The organism is Flavobacterium sp. 21.1 (assembly GCF_057801535.1).
This window is the reverse complement of the sequence record NZ_JBYNXA010000003.1, coordinates 474586-495178: the sequence shown is the minus strand read 5'-3', so window position 1 is coordinate 495178 and position 20593 is coordinate 474586. Positions and strand designations below refer to the sequence as shown.

The following is a 20593-nucleotide window of genomic DNA, read 5'->3' as shown; positions in this document are numbered from 1 at the left end:
GTATACTAAAAAAAGAGTTTAAAAGTTAAAGGAATAAAACGTTTTGCCTTGAAAAACACACAGTTAAAATATTTGCTTGCGGTTGGATTTTTAGCATTGTTGATCGCCTGCTCCACAAAAAAGAATACGTTCGTCAGTCGCAATATGCATGCGTTAGCGACCAAGGATAATATTTTGTACAACGGACGGATCGCTTTTGACAAAGGGATTGAAGATTTAAAAACCACCTATAAAGATAATTTCTGGGACATCCTTCCGGTAGAACGTATGCAGGAAAAAACCGAAGCCATGCTTCCGGGGCAGACCAAAAATCCGAATTTCGAAAGAGCCGAAGATAAGGCGATCAAAGCGATCCAGAAGCATTCCATGTATATTGACGGAGGAGAAAAAAATCCGCAGATGGATGAAGCGCACCTGCTTTTAGGAAAGGCAAGGTATTTTGATAACCGTTTTCTTCCGGCGTTGGAAGCTTTTAACTACATCTTATATAAGTATTCCGACAGCGATAAAATTTTTGAGGCCAAGATCTGGAGAGAGAAAACCAATGTCCGTTTGGAAAATGATGCGCAGGCCATAAAAAATTTAAAATTACTTCTTAAAGGTAACGATAAAAGATTAGATGATCAGCTAAATGCGGATGCGAATGCGATTCTGGCGCAGGCTTATCTGCACACCAATGTTAAAGATACTGCCATTGCCAAATTGAAAGTAGCGCGTCAACTAACTAAGCACAAAGAGGAGAAGGCCCGTTACAGTTTTATCCTTGGTCAATTGTACGAAAGCCTAGATTATCCGGACAGTGCCTATGCCGCTTTTCAGGAAGTGATCGATATGAAACGCAAGTCGCCGCGTCGCTATGTGATTTGGGCGCACGCGAAGCAGGCACAACAGTTTGATTTCCAAAAAGGAGATACGCTGGCTTTTTCTGAAAAATTTGATGATCTGATTAAAGACAGGGAAAACCGACCGTATCTGGATGTGGTTTATCATCAAAAAGGTTTGTTTTATGATAAGCTGGGTAAGAATCGCGAAGCTAAAAAATACTATAACAAATCATTGCGTTCCCCTTCGCAGGACAATTATATGTTCGCTTCGAATTATCGCAATCTTGCGGCTATTTATTTTGATGAGGCAAAATACAGAACGGCCGGTCAGTATTACGACAGTACGTTGCTTCGTTTGGATGTAAAATCCAGAGAACATTACAGTATTAAAAAGAAAGTGGAGAATTTGGCTGATGTTATTAAGTACGAAGACATAATCCATAATAACGACAGTATTCTCAGGGTTGTGGCCATGAGCGAAAACGAAAGAAGAAATTACTTCGAAGCTTACATTGCTAAACTAAAGGTTGAAAACGAGAGAAAGGCTTTGGAAGCTGCTAAAAAAGCAGAAGAAGGTCAAAAGCAAAATCCCAACAACCCTCAGACGATGCTGCCAGGAGGAGGTAATCCGCCACAGATGAAGAACGGAAAAACAGCACCGGTGACTTCAGAGCCGGTTGCTATGCAGCCTCCTACGATGCAACCGCCAACAACGCAGCCACCGGCGGGAATGGAGAACCAGTCAAGTTTTTATTTTTATAACCCTACCACGGTTGCTTACGGGAAAAGTGAATTCCGTAAAAAATGGGGCAACCGAACGCTAAAAGACAATTGGCGCTGGTCGTCGGCGGAAGAATCGGCTGATGCAAATGAAGAAAAGGTGGAGCCGACGGAAGAAGTGGTGAAAGTGGATGAAAATCCTGAAGTTAAAGTTGATAACCCGGCTTACACGGTAGAATTCTACACCACTCAGTTGCCTACCGATCAGAAGGTGCTGGATGATATGGTCCGAGACCGCAATTTTGCCTATTTCCAGTTGGGAAACATTTATAAGGAGAAATTCAAAGAATATGAATTGGCTGCAGCACGATTGGAAACCCTTCTGACCAAGAATCCGGAAGAGCGTCTGGTGTTGCCTGCCATGTACAATCTCTATAAAATATATGAGATCATCAATCCGGCTAAAGCGGAAGCGATGAAAAATGCCATCATTTCCGGTTATCCGAACAGCCATTATGCTAAGATTTTATCGAACTCAGCCATCGATCAGATTACCGATACGCCTGAGGTGGCGTATGGCAACCTGTTTAAAGAATATGAAAAGGGTCTTTATCAGGAGGCTTTGGCGCAATCGGATCGTATGATTCAGAATTTTGCCGGAGACCCAATGGCACCGAAATTTGAATTGCTGCGTGCAAGAATTATTGCCCGTCTGGAAGGTTTGGATCGTTACAAAAATGAATTGATGCTCATTGCCAAAAATTATCCGACGTTGGACGAAGGTAAAGAAGCTGATGCTTTGGTGAAAAATGACATTCCGAAACTGGAACAGCTTCAGTTGGGTAAAGGAACACCGGTGAGCTGGAAAATCGTGTACCAGATCCCGTATCCAAATGCCGGTGATGCAAAAGTTAAAGTCTTGACCGATAAACTGGCTACCTATATTAAGGATAGGAACAGTTCCAAAATTGTAATGTCCAATGATATTTATCTGAAGGATAAAAGTTTTATTGTGATCCACGGGTTTGCGAGCAAAGAAGGGGCCGAGTCGACCATTTCTGTTTTAAAGGATTTTAAAGGTTATAAAATTGGTGATCCTGCTTTTGTGATTTCGAATGAAGATTATAAAGTGATCCAGATCAAGAAGAATCTTCCGGAGTATTTAGCAACACTTAAACCAGTGGTTAAATAATTATGTTTGACAAACCTCAAAAATCATATACGGATTTATTAGGTAAGACCAATAGAATCGTAGAAGGAACCACTATTGAAGGGAATGTTGTTTCGCAGGCGGATTTTCGTCTGGACGGACAGTTGAAAGGTAATTTTTCCTCGCAAGGACGTTTGGTTATCGGACCGGCCGGAAGCGTTACGGGAGATGTTGTCTGCAAAACGGCTGACATTGAAGGAAGTTTTAACGGAAAGATCGACGTCACTGAAATTTTGAATGTGCGTTCAAAGGCTTCTATTAAGGGAGAGGCTATCGTTGGAAAACTCTCGGTGGAGCCCGGTGCCGATTTCAGTGCTTCCTGCGTGATGCGCAACACCGAAAAAAAATAGAAGATATTATGGAAGATCCGAAAAAAAAATCGTTTAACAAATGGCTGGTGCTGATCAATATCCCTTTTCAGATGGGCCTGATTATAGGAGCTGGTGTATTTTTTGGAAGTTGGCTGGATGATAAATTTAGCAACCAAGGATCTCTTTTTACGATTATATTTTCGCTCTTAGCAGTATTTTTGGCGCTCTATAATGTATTGTTGCAAGTCAAAAAATTAAATAAAGAATAATTTTACCCTATAATGAAAGAAAAAATAGTACCCTTTTTAAAACAATTTCTCCCTTTTTCTGTTTTCCTGTTCTTTATTCAAAAAACGCTTGTTGAAACCTACTTCACTGACTATACTTTTTATTACGGAACGTTGAGTATCTATCTGTTCCATTCTATCTGCACCTTGTTGTTTTTTATCTGTTTGGTATTTGTAAATCAAACCTTTTTCGATAAAACAGGGTACACCTTTTTGGCTACCGGAATTTTAAAAATGATGGCTTCCATTGTTTTTTTACTGCCTTTAATTCAATCGGATTTGGCCGATAAAAAACCGGATGTGATTGCTTTTTTCATTCCGTTTTTCCTTTTTTTATTCTTTGAAACTATCCACTCCGTAAGGCTTTTAGGGCAGAATTGAACTTTAAACCAAAGATTTAAAGAGAATTAGCTTGGTTTATTAAAATTTGTGCTCATATATTTTCGTTTATTAATTTAATATGTACCTTTGCACAAAATTTATAGACCGTAAAAATTAAGATATTTAATAAGGTATGGCGATTTCAAAAAAACCTGTTAGTTTTATCGTAGCAACTTTTGTAGGACTTGTTTCTTCTATTGCTTTTGCAAACCCAACAACTGATTCAGTTCAAGTAAAAACAGAAGTAGCTCATGAAGAGCATAATGTTAGTGCTCATGGTGGAGAAAAAGAGTTCAGCGCTACAGAATTGATTAATTCGCACATCGGTGATGCGCATGATTTTCACGTCGCGGATTGGGACGGTCACCCAATATCGTTTTCCCTTCCTATTATTTTATGGACAGATAACGGTTTAAAAGTTTTTTCTTCTGCGGAATTTCATCATGACAATACAGGACATCACGTGGTAACTGTTGACGGAGAGAATTTTGTTCGCCATAATGAAGTGATTTATTACGCGGATAAGTTTGAACAGTTGAAAGAAGAAGATAAAAGTGCTTTCAATTTTGACGCACGTCCTTTGAATTTTTCTATTACCAAAAATGTTTTCTCGATGTTATTGTCTGTAATAGTATTGTTCTTATTGTTTACGGCAATGGCACGTTCTTATAAAAAGAACGACAGAGCACCGAAAGGATTGGCTGGTTTCTTAGAGCCATTGGTACTTTTTGTTAGAGATGACATTGCTATTCCGAACATCGGATCTAAAAAATACGCTAAATATATGCCGTATTTGTTAACGATATTTTTCTTTATCTGGATTAATAACCTGATCGGTTTGATTCCTTTCTTCCCGTTCAGTTCAAATTTAACAGGTAACATTTACTTTACCTTTGTAATGGCTTTTATTACTTTTGCGATTACTACGTTTAGCGGTAATAAAGCATATTGGGGACACATCTTTGCGCCGCCTGTGCCTAAATTATTGTATCCTATTATGTGGCCAGTTGAAATTATCGGTATGTTTACAAAACCATTCGCATTGATGATACGTTTATTCGCAAACATCACTGCAGGTCACATTATTATTTTGAGTTTAATTTCGTTGATATACATCTTTAAAACGGTTGCCATTGCGCCGGTTTCAGGAGCATTCGTATTGTTCATGAGTGTATTGGAAATGTTGGTTGCAGCATTACAGGCTTATGTTTTCACTTTGTTATCAGCATTATTTATTGGTCAGGCCGTAGAAGAGCACGATCATCATTAATAGCGAGTTTTATTAATTATTAACTATATAAATTTATTCTTATGGTATTAGCTGGAATCGGTGCTGGATTAGCTGTAATTGGAGCAGGAATCGGTATTGGGAAAATTGGTGGATCTGCTATGGATGGTATGGCAAGACAACCAGAAGCTGCTGGAAAAATTCAAACTGCAATGATTATTGCTGCTGCTCTTATCGAGGGTGTAGCTTTATTTGCTGTTGTAGTAGCATTAATTGCTAAGTAATTAAAGACAAAAGTTTCGCAACGGTTGGTTGCGAAACTTTTTAAAAAGTAAAACATAATTTAATAATATAAGAATATGAACTTCACTTCACCGGAAAGTTTAATTTTTTGGACAACTGTAATCTTCTTAGTTTTCTTTTTACTAATGAAGAAATTAGCTTGGAGACCAATCTTGAACGCTGTTAACAGCAGAGAGGAATCTATTAATAATGCGTTGGCTAGTGCGGAAATCGCAAGAAAAGAACTATTGAACCTTAAAGCGGATAATCAAAGATTATTAGATGAAGCACGTGCTGAAAGAGATACAATGCTTAAAGAAGCTCGTGAAATCAAAGAAAAAATGATCGCTGATGCAAAATCAGAAGCGCAGCTTCAGGGTGCTAAGATGATCGATCAGGCGAAAGCTTCTATCGAAAGCGAGAAAAATGCTGCTTTAGCTGAATTGAAAAATCAGGTTTCTGGTCTTTCTGTAGAAATCGCTGAAAAATTATTAAGAAGTGAACTTTCTAACAAAACATCGCAAACCGAATTGGTTGAGAGAATGTTAGAGGACGTAAAATTAAATTAATCGTATATGTCAAGAGCAGCGATTAGATATGCAAAAGCAATTTTAGATATTGCGAACTCGAACGGAAAAGCGGCAAACGTTAACGAAGACATGAAGTCTATCGTTGCGACTGTAGCAGAAAGTAATGAGTTGAGAGAGTTTTTATCTAACCCGACAGTGAAGGGTAATGTAAAAGTTTCTGCGATATCCGAAGTATTTGCTTCTGTTCAAAACGAAACAAAAAGTTTGTTCCGCTTGTTATTGGAAAACAAAAGATTCGAGATTTTACCGGCGATAGCATCTCAGTACAATCTGTTGTTTGATGAGTTAAACGGTGTGGAAGTGGCAAAAGTAACAACTGCTTTTCCAATCACTCCGGAATTGGAAGCTAAAGTATTGGCAAAAGTTAAAGAATTTTCAAATAAATCGGTAACCATAAAAAATGTGGTGGATGAGTCAATCATCGGCGGATTTATTCTGAGAATCGGAGACAAACAATACAATGCTTCGGTAGCAAACAGTCTACAAACATTAAAAAGAGAACTTTTAAATTAGTATTTACCACACCGAAAGGTGTTTAAATTATAAACAGAATGGCAGAAATTAAAGCTGCTGAAATTTCAGCAATATTAAAGAAACAATTATCTGGTTTTGAATCAGGTGCTACGTTAGAGGAAGTAGGAACAGTTCTTCAGGTAGGTGACGGTATCGCTCGTGTTTACGGTTTGTCTAACGCTCAATACGGTGAGTTAGTACAATTCGACAACGGGTTGGAAGCTATTGTATTGAACTTAGAAGAAGACAACGTAGGGGTAGTATTATTAGGGCCGTCTACAGGAATCAAAGAAGGTTCAACTGTAAAAAGAACTCAGCGTATCGCTTCTTTAAAAGTTGGTGAGCAAATGGTAGGACGTGTTGTGGATACTTTAGGTAACCCAATCGACGGTAAAGGACCTATCGGTGGTGACCTTTACGAAATGCCATTGGAAAGAAAAGCTCCTGGAGTTATCTTCCGTCAGCCGGTAAACGAACCATTACAAACAGGTATCAAATCTATCGATGCGATGATCCCTGTAGGTCGTGGACAACGTGAGTTGGTTATCGGTGACCGTCAGACTGGTAAAACTACTGTATGTATTGATACCATTTTGAATCAAAAAGAATTCTATGATGCTGGTAAACCAGTATTCTGTATATATGTTGCTGTTGGACAGAAAGCGTCTACAGTAGCTGGTATCGCAAAAACATTAGAAGAAAAAGGCGCAATGGCTTATACAGTTATCGTTGCTGCTAATGCTTCTGACCCTGCTCCAATGCAGGTATATGCTCCAATGGCGGGTGCTGCAATTGGTGAGTATTTCCGTGATTCAGGTCGTCCTGCATTGATCATCTATGATGATTTATCAAAACAAGCGGTGGCTTACCGTGAGGTGTCTTTGTTATTAAGAAGACCACCGGGACGTGAGGCTTATCCTGGAGACGTATTCTACCTACACTCTCGTTTATTAGAGAGAGCTTGTAAAGTAATCGCGGACGACAGCATTGCTAAAAACATGAATGACTTACCGGAATCGTTAAGACCAATCGTTAAAGGTGGAGGATCGTTAACAGCGTTACCAATCATCGAAACACAGGCGGGTGACGTTTCTGCTTATATCCCAACAAACGTAATTTCGATTACTGACGGACAGATTTTCTTGGAGTCTGATTTATTCAACTCTGGGGTTCGTCCTGCGATCAACGTAGGTATCTCTGTATCTCGTGTAGGAGGTAACGCGCAGATCAAATCAATGAAAAAAGTATCAGGTACTTTGAAATTAGACCAGGCACAATTCCGTGAGCTTGAAGCGTTCGCGAAATTCGGATCTGATTTGGATGCAGTTACTTTGAACGTAATTGAAAAAGGTAGACGTAACGTAGAAATCCTTAAACAAGCGGTAAACACTCCGTTTACAGTTGAGGAGCAGGTTGCGATTATCTATGCTGGAACTAAAAACTTATTGAGAAACGTTCCGGTTAACAAAGTAAAAGAATTTGAAAAAGATTTCTTGGAATACTTAAACGCTAAACACAGAGATGTGTTAAACGCTTTAAAAGCTGGTAAATTCGATGATAACATCACTGATGTATTAGAGAAAGCAGCAAAAGAGATTTCTGCAAAATATTAATAATTTGACGGTTTGACGATTTGAAGATGTGAGATCACATCTTCAAATTTTCAGACTATCACATTTTTCAAATTAAAAATGGCAAACTTAAAGGAAATACGTAACAGGATTACTTCCGTTTCATCTACGATGCAGATAACGTCGGCGATGAAAATGGTATCTGCTGCAAAGTTGAAAAAAGCACAGGATGCAATTACAGCGATGCGCCCTTATGCCGAAAAATTAACCGAGTTAATCCAAAATCTTAGCGCTTCATTGGAAGGCGATTTCGCCGGACAGTATACGGAGCAGAGAGAGGTTAAAAAAGTATTGTTGGTAGTGGTTACATCAAACAGAGGTTTGTGTGGTGCTTTCAATGCTAACGTACTTAAACAGGTTAAAAATCTATCCGAAACAACTTATGCCGGTAAAGAAGTAGGTGTGGTTGCCATCGGAAAGAAAGCAAACGATGCTTTGGTTAAAACAAACACAATTGTGGCTAACTACAGCCCAATTTTTGATGACCTTACATTTGATAACGCTGCAGCTATCGCGGAGTCGTTAACGCAATTATTTGTGGACGGTGAGTACGATAAAATTGAATTGGTATACAACCAATTTAAAAATGCCGCTACTCAACTTGTGGTAACCGAGCAATTCTTGCCATTGGCGCCTATCGAAAATAAAGAAGTAGCTACTTCGGATTATATTTTCGAGCCGACAAAAGAAGAAATTGTGTTAACATTAATACCAAAGTCATTAAAAACACAATTGTACAAAGCAGTGAGAGATTCTTTCGCAGCTGAGCACGGAGCACGTATGACCGCTATGCATAAAGCAACGGACAACGCCACCGAATTGAGAAATCAATTGAAATTAACTTACAACAAAGCGCGTCAGGCTGCCATTACAAACGAGATCTTAGAAATCGTTGGTGGAGCGGAAGCTTTGAAAAACTAAGCTGATTTTGAAATAAATAGGAAGAGCCAACATCTGTTGGCTCTTTTTTTGTTTACATTTATTCGAAAATAGAAATACTAGTGGAAATCAAAGAACTTACCACGGTTACCGAAATGACGGCACAACTGGAATTGATCCGTCAGCTATACCCAAAAATGACACTTGCCAAATACGAATCGTTTTTAGAAGAAATGGTTCCGTATAACTATACCCAAATTGCTGTTTTCGATGGGGACAAATGTGTCGGAATTACGGGCTGTTGGTTTTCTACAAAACTCTGGAGCGGGAAATACCTCGAAATAGATAATTTTGTAGTGGATGAGGCGCATCGTTCGCAAGGTATCGGTAAAATGCTAACGGATTTTGTTGAGCAAAAAGCATTGGATTTAGGCTGTACCAACATCGTTTTAGATGCATTCACAACAAATTTCGGGGCACATCGTTTTTATTACAATCAGGGTTATGCACCTAAAGGGTTTCACTTTGTGAAAATCCTCGATAAAGAAGGGCTTACATAATATTTCTTTTACAAAGAAACCGCAGGATTGCTTATTTTTGCTTATCATTTGTCAAAACAAAATACATTGAGTTTATATAAAAATCTTTTCAAACAGACTTTCATCTACGGTATCGCCACTGTGCTTCCGCGAATGATAAGTTTTTTGCTTAACCCATTATATGTTAAGTATCTTCCAAACAAAAGTGAATTCGGAGAAATAACCGTCATTTTTTCATGGATGGTATTTTTCAATGTGATCCTGTCATATGGGATGGAAACGGCTTTTTTTCGTTTTTACAATAAGGGGGAAGATAAGAAAAGTGTCATAGAAACTACTACAATTTCTTTAGTCTGGTCAACAATCATTTTTTTACTGATTTCCATTTTGTTCAAAGGCAGTATCGCAAACGCAATCGAAGTTGATCCGCAATACATTATCTACACTATCTGGATTTTGGCACTGGATGCTTTAGTTGTCGTGCCTTTTTCAAAATTAAGAGCCGAACAGCGCCCGATGAAGTATGCAACCATAAAAATTGGAAATGTTTGTATTAATTTGGTGCTTAATATTTTCTTCTTGGTATTCCTTCCTAAAATTGTAGCGACACATCCGGAGGGTTTCTGGGCGAGTATTTATATTCCTAAGTTTCAGATCGGTTATATATTCATCGCCAATCTGATCGCAAGTCTGGCAACTTTACTGGTTTTTCTTCCCGATTATTTTACTATGAAATGGCATTTTAATAAAGTGCTTTGGAACGAAATGATGCGTTATGGAGGACCTATTTTATTTGCCGGAATCGCATTTGGGATCAATGAGCATTTTGATAAGATTCTTTTGAAATTTATGAATGTTAGCCTGTCCGATATTGGAGCTTACGGCGCCTGTTATAAAATCGGACTGTTTATGGTTTTGTTCCGAACCGCTTATACTTTAGGGATCGAGCCGTTCTTTTTCAGTCATGCGGGGAACGAAAACGCGCCGCAAACCTATGCAACGGTAACCAAGTACTTTGTGATTTTCGGTTCGTTGATTTTTCTGGGTGTGGTTGTTTTTTCGGACGTCATAAAATTGTTTTTAGTGCCGAACAGTGACTATTGGGACGCAATGAAAGTGGTGCCCTTAATCGTTTTAGCGAATTTCTTTCTGGGTATTTACACCAATCTTTCGGTGTGGTACAAGTTGATTGACAAAACAAAAGTAGGGGCATATATATCTGCCTTTGGTGCGGTGGTGACACTGGCTTTAAACTTTTTACTGATTCGACCTTTCGGATATATGGGTTCGGCCGTTGCTACTTTGGCGGCATATGGAACCATGATGATCATTTCCTATTATCTGGGGAACAAACACTATCCGATTCCTTACGACAAAAAAAGAATATTCGGCTATTTGGGGGTTTCCACGCTTTTGGCCGGACTTTCATTTTACATCGACATTTTCCGCGAAAGCTATCTTTTCGGAATCGCCGCCATTTTGCTTTTTACTTATTTCATCTATTACAACGAAAAAGAAACTTTGTTGCGCATTATCCGCCGAAAAGTGGCTTAATTTTTTTATTTTTAGACTTTCATTACATTAACAGTTATCCGCGATGACAATCAAAATCATTAATAAATCACAACACCCGTTACCTAATTACGAAACAAATGCTTCGGCAGGAATGGATCTTAGGGCAAATATTTCCGAACCTATAACCTTAAAACCACTGGAGAGAGCCTTGGTAAAAACCGGTCTTTTCATCGAATTGCCTATCGGATATGAAGCGCAGGTACGCCCGAGAAGTGGACTGGCATTCAAAAAAGGGATCACCGTACTGAATTCGCCGGGAACAGTAGATGCAGATTATCGCGGTGAAATCGGAGTGATTTTAGTAAATTTATCCAACGAGTCTTTTGTAGTCGAAAACGGAGAACGAATTGCACAGCTGATCATTGCAAAACACGAACGTGCGGAATGGGAGGAAACCATTGAGTTGACTGAAACTTCCCGTGGTGAAGGCGGCTTCGGAAGCACCGGAGTAAAATAAGGGAGCAGATTACAGTGTTCAGTCTGCAGTCCAAATATCAAAAAAATTAAAAAACACCGCTTTGCGCATTTGGCGGAAAACCTTTGCGGACGTTGCGGTTAAATTGAAATAAAATCATGAAAATTATAGTTCCGATGGCCGGACGCGGTTCACGTCTCCGCCCACATACATTAACAATACCAAAACCATTGATTCCCATCGCAGGAAAACCGATCGTACACCGTTTGGTGGAAGATATTGCCGGTGTGATCAATCAGGAAATTGAAGAAATTGCCTTCATCATCCATGAAAGTTTCGGGAAACAGGTGGAAACCGATCTGATTGCCATTGCCGAAAAATTGGGATCCAAAGGAAGGATCTATTACCAGAATGAAGCTTTAGGAACAGCCCATGCCATCATGTGCGCTAAAGACAGTATGAGCGGTCCAATCGTTGTTGCTTATGCGGATACTTTATTCCGTGCGGATTTTACACTTGACACATCAGCCGACAGTGTAATTTGGGTAAAACAGGTGGAGGATCCAAGCGCTTTCGGAGTCGTACAATTAAACGGAAACAATCAGATCGTGGATTTCGTGGAAAAACCGAAGGAATTTGTTTCGGATTTGGCCATTATCGGAATCTACTATTTCAAAAGCGGCGAAACTTTACGTTCCGAATTACAATATTTGTTGGATAATAATGTTGTTAAAGGTGGTGAGTACCAGTTAACGGACGGATTGGAAAACATGAAACAAAAAGGCATGAAATTTGTGCCTGGAAAAGTTGACGAATGGATGGATTGTGGCAACAAGGAAGTCACGGTGGATACTAATACAAGAATGTTGCGTTTTCTGTACAATGACGGTATAAACCTGGTTTCAGCTTCGGCGAAAATTGAAAATTCTACGATTATCCCACCTTGTTTCATTGGTGAGGATGTGGTTTTAATCGATTCAACCGTAGGACCGAATGTGTCTTTAGGAAGAGCAACGCACCTTACCAATACGACAATCAAGAATAGTTTGGTACAAACGCATTCGCACATCAAAAATGCAGATTTGGATAATGCCATGATTGGAAATCACGCTGCATTTGACGGAAATTTTAAAGCGGTAAGCATCGGAGATTACTCCGTATTAGAATAAGATATGAAGGGAAAAGTTTGGATAAAAAGTGTACTTGTTTTGGGAATCGGACTGTTCTCAAGCCTGACTTTTGCCCAGACCGAACCGGATTCAATAGCGATTGCCAAAAATGTATTTGAGGAGCATTTCTTTGAAGCGTTAAAGCAAAAAGGAATCGAGAATTACGATAAAGCAATAATTGAACTCCAGCAATGTCTTGCCAAAGAACCAAACAATCCGGTATTGCATCACGAGTTGGGAAAAAACTACCTGGCACTGAAAAAATATCCTGAAGCACAAAGGGCTTTTCAGAAAGCGGTCGACCTAAATCCGAAAGAACGCTGGTACTGGAACGGCTTGTATGATGTTTTCTATGAAACAAAAGATTATCCGAATTCGATTTTAGTGGTTCAGAAACTGATCGAATTTGATAAGGATTTCCAGGATGATCTGGTGTCGCTTTACATGTACACCCATCAGTTTGAAAAAGCATTGGCATTGATCGAGGAAATGGAGCGGACTTCAAATATCTCTCAGATGATGGAGACCTATAAACTTCAGATCCTGAGCGAAAGTCAGTTCAAAAAACCGGAAAAAGAGCAACTGGAAGCGGCAATTACGAAATTTCCGCAGGTGGAAGAAAATTACATTCAGTTGATTTATCTCTATACGGAAAGCAATCAGGAGGAAAAAGCTTTGGAAGTGGCCAAGAAATTGGAACAGAACATTCCGAATTCGGATTGGGCGCAGGTGAGTCTGTTCAAACTTCGTCTGAATGAAGGCAATGGTGAAAAAGCAGCTCAGGCTATGCACGCCATTCTGAAGAGTTCTAAAATCGAACAAAAAATCAAACACCGCGTTTTAAACGAATTTCTGATTTTTGTAAACAATACCAATACATTTGACAAAGAACTGGAACAGGCAGTTGATTATTTCAGCAATGAAACCACTGTTAATGTTCCCAAGGAAATAGGTATTTTTTTTCTAAACAAAAAGAAAACGGATAAAGCCATTTATTATTTTGAGAAGTGTTTGCTGAAACAAAAAGACGATATACTCGTTATAGAATTATTGTTGCAGGCATATACCGACAAAAACCAGTTTGATAAAGTGTACAAACGTGCCGAAGAATCGCTGGAGATATTCCCAACTCAGGCCCGATTGTATTACTATGCAGGACTGGCCCAGAATCAGTTGAAGAATTATAAAAAGGCGGTAACGATTTTAAATTCGGGTATGGATTTTGTTGTCGATGACCTTGATCTGGAAATTAATTTTAATATTCAATTGGGGGAGGCCTACAATGGATTGGGTGATCAAAGCAAAAAATACACCTATTTCAACAGAGCGGAACAATTGTTAAAACAAAAAAAATAATGCAAAAGTGGCTAGCGGTCTTCGGACTCCTTTTTATATTTTCATGTAAACCGAAACAGTTGGTTGCCGAGCAAGGTGCTTCCGAGAATGTGGTGATGTCCAAAGTTATTTCCGGTCATTATGCCAACAAAAAGGACTTTGAAACCATAAACATCAAGGCCAACGCCCGTTACGAGGACGACAAACAAACCCAAAATGTCAGTACGGAAATCCGAATCAAGAAAGACGAGAAAATATTGGTTATTGTTCGTTTTTTAGGGATTACCATGGCGAAAGCACTGATTACGCCTGAAAAAGTGAGTTACTATGAAAAAATCAACGGGAAATATTTTGAAGGGAATTATTCGCTTTTAAGCCGTTGGCTGGGAACGGAACTTGACTTTCAGAAAGTACAGAACCTGTTGCTGGGTCTGGCAATAGATGATCTCACCAAAGGAAAGTTTGAAGAATCCGTTGAAAACGATCTTTACAAGTTAAAAAGCAAAGGCGACGGAAACACCGAAAAAGAATTTTTGTTTGAAGGCGCCAATTTTTTGCTGAAAAAAGAAGTTCTTACGCAAAAGCGAGAAGGTCGTTCTTTGGTCATCGCTTATTTGTCTCATAAAGCATCTTCTAAAGGTATTATGCCGTTCGATATTGCAATTCAGGCACTGCAGGAAAACAAGGTCAACATAGAAATCGGATACAATACCGTTATTTTTGACGAGTCATTATCTTTTCCTTATGATGTGCCGGATGGCTACGAACAAATTTTTATTGATTAAATTTGCCAAAATTATTTTACAATGCATAAACTACTGCTCTCTATATTTTTCTTTTGTTTGGCAACTGTTGCCTGGGCACAACCCAATGACGATAAGCAACGCCAGTTAGAAGAACGAAAAGCACAACTTCAGAAGGAAATTCAGGAGGTGCAGATCCGTCTTTCGGAAGAAAGGAAAAAAGAGAAAAATATTTTGGGCCAGATTGCGCAGCAGAACAAGAAAATTCAGCTGAGCCAGAAACTTATCAATACCACTTCCAAGCAAAAGCGCATGCTTTCGGATGATATTTATCTGAAACAGTTGGAAATCAACAAGCTCAACCGCGAGCTGAAAGACCTGAAAACGGATTATGCCAACATGATCGTTAAGTCCTATAAAAGCCGTTCGGAGCAGAGTCGTTATATGTTCCTTCTGTCTTCGCAAAATTTCCTTCAGGCTTACAAACGTATGCAGTACATGAAACAATATGCCAGTTTCAGGAAAATGCAGGGTGATGAAATCAAGTTAAAGACCAATCAGCTTTCGCAGGCCACTGCCGTACTTGAAGTGAAGAAGCAGGAAAAGGAGAAGGTGATCAAAGAAAGCGAGCAGGAGAAAAAGGAGTTTGAAAAGGACAAAGCCGAGCAACAACGTTTGGCCAAAATCGTTCAGAAAGATAAAAAGCAACTTACCGCCGAAATCAAGAAAAAACAAGCCGAATCAAGAGCTATCGATAAACAGATCCAAAGAATGATCCGTGAAGCGATTGCTGCAGCTAACAAGAAAGCGGCCGCTTCAGGAAAAACGATAGTGAATAAATCGTCTTCCGGCGCTGCCGACCCGGCAAAATTTGTTTTAACCACAGAAGGAAAAGAATTGGCGGACAACTTCAAAGCCAGCCGCGGGAAATTGCCTTGGCCGGTTCAAAAAGGATATGTTTCGTTAGGTTACGGAGACCAGCCACACCCGGCGTATCCGGATTTAACAGTACACAACAGTGGAGTAGAGATCACCACGGAAAGCGGTTCCAATGCCCGAGCGGTTTTCGCCGGCGAAGTGTTACAGGTGCAGGTAATCAACGCGAACAACAAAGCGGTTTATATCCAGCACGGAGATTATATTACAGTTTATCTTAACTTGTCCAGCGTGACGGTTGGTAAAGGGGATAAGGTTAGTGCTAAACAAAATATCGGTAGGATTCACACCAACTCCTCGGGGAAATCAGTGATGAAATTCCTGGTGTTGCAAAACACGACAACGCTTAATCCGCAGAGTTGGATTAGTAATATGTAAAATAAAAAGCCGCTTGATTTAAGCGGCTTTTTATTTTACATGAAATTAGAATGTTTTTTTTAATTTATTAATGTCATTATTATTTTCTGCTAGACTAGAATAAAAATTGACTCTTTTTAATTTTATTTTTCCCCAACATTTTTCTTTTTTATCTATTAGAAAGATAACCTTATTGTATGGATATCACATCAAATTTGTGCTTTTCTCGAAGCCAAGTTTCATTAATAAATTTCCGTCAATAATCTTGTCTTTGTTTTTCTTTAGAAACGATTTCTTCTTTATTTCAATTACTTCCACCGGAAGGGATTGATTATCCTTAAAATTTGGCTTTTCGGTGAATTGTATAAAAGCGGCTTTATTTTCTGAAAAGTAGAAGTAATATCCGTCTGAAGGGACATTTACTTGTGACGGTATTTTTAATTTTTTCTTCGAATCAATTTTGATTTGATGCTCTTTATGTTCAAAATATACGTAGAGCGTGTCTGTTTCTTTTAACGAAGTAAGTTTGTCTTGAGAATAAGTATTAATATAAATCAAGACTATGATTAAAATGAATTTATTCATTATTTTGATTTTTTAAGGTATAAAAATTCCGTTTCCTGCATTTAGCACATCAATAACGTAAATAATTTATTACAAAAAAAAGCGTTCACCTATTGAACGCTTTTTTTAATGTATATATCTTCTTTTATCCTCCTGCAAACAATGCTTTCAGTTCCGTAGCATCGGAAGGTTTCATTTTGCCGGCAAGAATCAGACTCAATTGTTTTCTTCGCAGAGCCGCTTCAAAACGTTTGTGCTCCTCTTCGGTTTCCGGAACAATTTGGGGAACCGGTACCGGACTTCCCGTGTCGTCTACCGCAACAAAAGTATAAATGGCCTGACCCGCACTGTTTCTGATGCCCGACTCACGATCCTCAGTCCAAACATCACTTACAATTTCCATCGAACTGGTAAAAGTTCTTGAAACCCGGGCCTCAATAGTAACCACGGCACCCAAAGGAATGGATCTGATAAAAGCCACATGGTTCACCGAAGCGGTCACACAGATTCTGCGCGAATGCCTACGGGCAGTGATACTCGCCGCACGGTCAATACGGGCTAACAATTCACCTCCAAAAAGATTATTTAGCGGATTGGTTTCACCAGGCAAAACCAAGTCAGTAATGACGGTCACAGAGTCGGATGGTTTTTTCTCTTGCATAGCGTGTGTGTTTTTGCAAAGTTAGCAATAAAAGTATAAAAAAATCCTCAAAAATTGAGGATTTAATAATTTTAAAGTTCTTTAATCAGCACCCAGGCTTCTTTGTTGTGTGATTTTTGAATTTCTTTCATTTTGGCTTGTGCTTCTGTATAGCTGGAAAAACTTCCATATATAACCGGGAACAATCCAAATTGATTCTGTTCCAAACGAATCGGTTCAAAGCCCAAAGCTTTCAATTCATCAAATATCTTAGTAGCATTTTCCTCATTGCGGAACGAACCCGCTACAACATGATATGGTTTTTTTGCATTTTCCGATACGTTCAGCGTAACGGCCGGCAGCGGATTTTCAATAAAGAAAGTGGCCTGTTGGATTTTATTCTCTACTTTTTGCTGAACGGCTTTTTCCACCATCAGACTATCACTGGCAAATTGCTGCTCGTATTGATATTTATAAGCGGCTCCACCGGCACCAAGAGTAATCACAATAGCGGCGGCATATTTAAGGAACGAGTAATTTTTCTTTCTTTCCGGAGTGAAAACAATAGGCGCTTTCTCTTCCAAAGCTTCCACTTGCGCTTTTAAAACTTCGCGTTGAATCGAAGGCGTAACCACAGCGCTAAGTCCAAATGCATCTGCAAGATAATTTACGGAAGTAATCGGTTCAAAAACCCAGTTCCATTCCGCATTTACCGAAATTTCACCGATGTTTTTCAACGTCAGGATCTCTCTTCGCTGCAATTGGTCTTTCCAAAGCGCTACTTCATTCTGAACCGCAACAACAGCCTCATCATAGGAAATTTTTTCTTGTAACGAAACGTGGTTAGCTAACAATCCATCATTGTTTTTCAAGTGCGGATTAAACGAAATAACCTTCTTTGGCGGAAAAAACGTATTGGTATTTTCATCCAAATGCGCCGATTTGATTTCGGTAAGAAATGCCCCGAAACCAGGCACGGTTACGCACTGATAACGGTAAAGTAAAGCGGAGATGTAGTTTTCAATCTTCATATTTACAAATTTAAATATTCAAGAGTCATAATCAAAAATTATCAACAAATGTTATTAACAATCTCGATTTTGTTATAAAGAATTGGGAGCGAATAGCTTGGGCATTCCGGTAATCCATTTTCCTGCTTTCTCTTCAATCTTTTTTTGGGAGATTGCCGGACAATCTCCCAAAAAAAGGATTTCCGTTCTATCAGGGCTAGGGAAAATCGAATTTATTTTTTGTAATCTTTTTATTTCAAATTAAAGAAAAATTGATTTCCTTTGGGCTTTATTATACGCCATGACAACATCTGATTTATATTATACGCTGGCACTTTTAAAAGTGGAAGGCGTAGGAGACATCGTCGCCAAAAAACTCATCAATCATTGTGGTTCCGCGGAAGCGGTCTTCGCGGCCAAAAAATCTGATCTTCGAGCCATCGACGGCATAGGAGAGGTGCTTTTAAAGAATCTCAGAAGCAATTCTGTGTTTGATTTAGCCAAAGCCGAACTCCGGTTCATCGAAAGAGAAGATGTTGAGTTTATCTTTTATCAGGAACGGCTTTACCCCGAACGACTCAAGCATTGCATCGACAGTCCGACCCTATTGTTTCAATCCGGTAATATCGATCTACAGAACCGGAAACTTATTTCCATAGTAGGAACAAGACAAATTACCAATTACGGCGCCGATTTTACAAGAAAACTAATAGAGGATTTAGCTCCTTTAAATCCTGTCATTGTTAGCGGTTTTGCCTATGGTGTGGATATAGTAGCGCATCAGACAGCCATCGATTGCGGTCTGCAAACCGTCGGCGTGCTTGCCCACGGACTAAATCAGATCTATCCAAAAATGCACAAAAAATATATCGGAAAAATGGAACAAAACGGTGGGTTTATGACCGAGTTTTGGAGCAGTTCCAGTCCGGAACGAGAAAATTTTTTGAAACGCAACCGTATAGTTGCCGGCATCACGGAAGCGACCATCGTAATCGAAAGTGCTGAAAAAGGAGGCTCGCTGAGCACTGCGAACATAGCTAATGATTATAATCGGGATGTGTTCGCCGTGCCGGGAAGAAGCGGTGATAAATACAGTCAGGGTTGCAACAATCTGATAAAAACGCAACGCGCACATTTACTCACATCGGCCGCAGATATCATTTACATGCTCAATTGGGAACTGGAACAAAAAAATAGAAAAGCCGTTCAAAAACAACTGTTCATTTCGCTGGAATCCGAAGAGCAAAAAGTGTATGATTTTCTTCAGAAGAACGGGAAAGAGCTTCTTGACATTATTGCGCTGGAATGTGGTTTCCCGATCTTTAAAATTTCATCATTGCTTTTGCAAATGGAATTGAAAGGTGTGATTCGACCGCTTCCCGGAAAACTCTTTGAAGCGGTATAAAAAAAGCGACAGTAATGTCGCTTTTCTATTTATTCAAATCCTAATTTTTCTCGCACTCGGGCCAAAACGGCATCGGCTATTTTGTGTGCTTTTTCGGCACCTATTTTTAACAGGCGGTCTACTTCCTCCAAGTTATTGATATAGTGATTGTATTTTGCTCTTTCGGTTTCGAATTTGGTAATGATCAGTTCGAAAAGCTCCTGTTTGGCGTGTCCGTATCCGTAATTTCCACCCAAATAGTTGGCTCTCATTTTTTCGGTTTGCTCCGGTGTAGCCAGCAAGCTGTATAGCGCAAATGCGTTACAGGTATCCGGGTTTTTTGGCTCTTCCAGTGGCGTACTGTCCGTCTGGATGTTCATCACCTGTTTGCGGAGTGCTTTATCGTCAAGGAAGATATTGATGAAGTTGTTGCGGGATTTGCTCATTTTTTCGCCATCAGTTCCCGGAACGATCATCGTATTCTCGTCCGTTTTTGCCTGAGGCAATACAAAGGTTTCTCCCATTTGAAAATTGAAACGGGAAGCCACGTCGCGGGTAATTTCAACATGTTGCAACTGGTCTTTTCCTACCGGAACGAATTCGGCATCATATAATAAAATATCTGCTGCCATTAACATCGGATAAGTGAACAATCCGGCATTAACATCTTCCAGACGATCGGCTTTGTCTTTGAAAGAATGCGCCAACGTCAGTCGTTGGAATGGAAAAAAACAACTTAAATACCAGGATAGTTCAGCGGTTTGCGGTACATCACTCTGACGATAGAAAACCACTTTGTCAATGTCCAGGCCACAGGCAAGCCAGGCAGCTGCCGTACTATAGGTGTTTTCACGTAACGTTTTTCCGTCTTTGATCTGTGTCACCGAATGAAAATCGGCAATAAAAAGAAACGGTTCGTTTTCGGGTTGATTCGCCATTTCGATAGCGGGTAAAATCGCACCCAAAAGATTTCCTAAGTGTGGCGTTCCTGTACTTTGAACTCCGGTTAATATTTTTGCCATTTGTAAAAAAATTTACGCAAAGGTAAACGTTTTACTAAAATGTTTACC

Annotated in this window: 22 protein-coding genes; 18 read left to right on the top strand and 4 right to left on the bottom strand. The window is 39.4% G+C overall.

Annotated features, from left to right (window positions below):
• Positions 1-48: 48 nt before the first annotated feature.
• The 17 genes from porW (at position 49) to AC3E9U_RS08920 (ending at position 15946) form a co-directional block, all read left to right on the top strand.
• Positions 49-2736: a type IX secretion system periplasmic lipoprotein PorW/SprE gene (porW, locus tag AC3E9U_RS09000; protein ID WP_488746568.1), complete on the top strand. Its 2688-nt coding sequence runs from the start codon at positions 49-51 to the stop codon at positions 2734-2736.
• A gap of 2 nt (positions 2737-2738) precedes the next feature.
• Complete coding sequence (locus AC3E9U_RS08995) at positions 2739-3104, top strand: bactofilin family protein (RefSeq protein WP_488746567.1); 366 nt, start codon at positions 2739-2741, stop codon at positions 3102-3104.
• An 8-nt stretch (positions 3105-3112) separates the two neighbouring features.
• Entirely contained in the window at positions 3113-3334 is a 222-nt protein-coding gene (locus tag AC3E9U_RS08990; RefSeq protein ID WP_488746566.1) for an AtpZ/AtpI family protein, read from the top strand.
• A 12-nt stretch (positions 3335-3346) separates the two neighbouring features.
• Positions 3347-3733, top strand: a complete 387-nt coding sequence (locus AC3E9U_RS08985) for a hypothetical protein (protein WP_488746565.1) — start codon at positions 3347-3349, stop codon at positions 3731-3733.
• A 133-nt stretch (positions 3734-3866) separates the two neighbouring features.
• Entirely contained in the window at positions 3867-5003 is a 1137-nt protein-coding gene (gene atpB, locus AC3E9U_RS08980; protein WP_488746564.1) for a F0F1 ATP synthase subunit A, read from the top strand.
• Between the two features lie 41 nt (positions 5004-5044).
• Positions 5045-5245: an ATP synthase F0 subunit C gene (gene atpE, locus AC3E9U_RS08975; protein WP_290844513.1), complete on the top strand. Its 201-nt coding sequence runs from the start codon at positions 5045-5047 to the stop codon at positions 5243-5245.
• 75 nt (positions 5246-5320) lie between these two features.
• Positions 5321-5812, top strand: coding sequence for a F0F1 ATP synthase subunit B (locus AC3E9U_RS08970; RefSeq protein WP_488746563.1), 492 nt, complete (start codon positions 5321-5323; stop codon positions 5810-5812).
• Between the two features lie 6 nt (positions 5813-5818).
• A complete protein-coding gene (atpH, locus tag AC3E9U_RS08965) occupies positions 5819-6346 on the top strand; it encodes an ATP synthase F1 subunit delta (RefSeq protein ID WP_488746562.1) in 528 nt (175 codons plus the stop codon).
• A 38-nt stretch (positions 6347-6384) separates the two neighbouring features.
• The gene (gene atpA / locus AC3E9U_RS08960; protein WP_488746561.1) at positions 6385-7959 is read left to right on the top strand and encodes a F0F1 ATP synthase subunit alpha; all 1575 of its coding nucleotides are present in this window, start codon (positions 6385-6387) and stop codon (positions 7957-7959) included.
• A 78-nt stretch (positions 7960-8037) separates the two neighbouring features.
• Positions 8038-8898, top strand: a complete 861-nt coding sequence (gene atpG, locus AC3E9U_RS08955) for an ATP synthase F1 subunit gamma (protein WP_488746560.1) — start codon at positions 8038-8040, stop codon at positions 8896-8898.
• A 74-nt stretch (positions 8899-8972) separates the two neighbouring features.
• A complete protein-coding gene (locus tag AC3E9U_RS08950) occupies positions 8973-9416 on the top strand; it encodes a GNAT family N-acetyltransferase (RefSeq protein WP_488746683.1) in 444 nt (147 codons plus the stop codon).
• Between the two features lie 66 nt (positions 9417-9482).
• The gene (locus AC3E9U_RS08945; RefSeq protein WP_488746559.1) at positions 9483-10949 is read left to right on the top strand and encodes a lipopolysaccharide biosynthesis protein; all 1467 of its coding nucleotides are present in this window, start codon (positions 9483-9485) and stop codon (positions 10947-10949) included.
• Between the two features lie 43 nt (positions 10950-10992).
• Positions 10993-11427: a dUTP diphosphatase gene (dut, locus tag AC3E9U_RS08940; protein WP_488746558.1), complete on the top strand. Its 435-nt coding sequence runs from the start codon at positions 10993-10995 to the stop codon at positions 11425-11427.
• 116 nt (positions 11428-11543) lie between these two features.
• A complete protein-coding gene (locus AC3E9U_RS08935) occupies positions 11544-12554 on the top strand; it encodes a sugar phosphate nucleotidyltransferase (RefSeq protein WP_488746557.1) in 1011 nt (336 codons plus the stop codon).
• Between the two features lie 3 nt (positions 12555-12557).
• A complete protein-coding gene (locus AC3E9U_RS08930) occupies positions 12558-13910 on the top strand; it encodes a tetratricopeptide repeat protein (RefSeq protein ID WP_488746556.1) in 1353 nt (450 codons plus the stop codon).
• Positions 13910-14674 (top strand): lipoprotein insertase outer membrane protein LolB1, encoded by a 765-nt coding sequence (gene lolB1, locus AC3E9U_RS08925; protein ID WP_488746555.1) that lies wholly within the window; start codon positions 13910-13912, stop codon positions 14672-14674. The genes AC3E9U_RS08930 and lolB1 overlap by 1 nt, the downstream gene beginning before the upstream one ends.
• A gap of 21 nt (positions 14675-14695) precedes the next feature.
• Complete coding sequence (locus AC3E9U_RS08920) at positions 14696-15946, top strand: murein hydrolase activator EnvC family protein (protein WP_488746554.1); 1251 nt, start codon at positions 14696-14698, stop codon at positions 15944-15946.
• Positions 15947-16129: 183 nt separating this feature from the next.
• Here AC3E9U_RS08920 and AC3E9U_RS08915 read toward each other — a convergent pair whose 3' ends face one another.
• From AC3E9U_RS08915 to AC3E9U_RS08905, 3 genes are all read right to left on the bottom strand, one after another.
• Positions 16130-16510 (bottom strand): hypothetical protein, encoded by a 381-nt coding sequence (locus tag AC3E9U_RS08915; protein ID WP_488746553.1) that lies wholly within the window; start codon positions 16508-16510, stop codon positions 16130-16132.
• 124 nt (positions 16511-16634) lie between these two features.
• Entirely contained in the window at positions 16635-17150 is a 516-nt protein-coding gene (locus AC3E9U_RS08910) for an acyl-CoA thioesterase (RefSeq protein ID WP_488746552.1), read from the bottom strand.
• A gap of 71 nt (positions 17151-17221) precedes the next feature.
• Positions 17222-18160, bottom strand: coding sequence for an HU domain-containing protein (locus tag AC3E9U_RS08905; RefSeq protein WP_488746551.1), 939 nt, complete (start codon positions 18158-18160; stop codon positions 17222-17224).
• Positions 18161-18440: 280 nt separating this feature from the next.
• Here AC3E9U_RS08905 and dprA point away from each other — a divergent pair, with 280 nt between their 5' ends.
• Positions 18441-19544 (top strand): DNA-processing protein DprA, encoded by a 1104-nt coding sequence (gene dprA / locus AC3E9U_RS08900; RefSeq protein WP_488746550.1) that lies wholly within the window; start codon positions 18441-18443, stop codon positions 19542-19544.
• Between the two features lie 29 nt (positions 19545-19573).
• Here dprA and trpS read toward each other — a convergent pair whose 3' ends face one another.
• The gene (gene trpS / locus AC3E9U_RS08895; protein ID WP_488746549.1) at positions 19574-20545 is read right to left on the bottom strand and encodes a tryptophan--tRNA ligase; all 972 of its coding nucleotides are present in this window, start codon (positions 20543-20545) and stop codon (positions 19574-19576) included.
• Positions 20546-20593 lie beyond the last annotated feature (48 nt).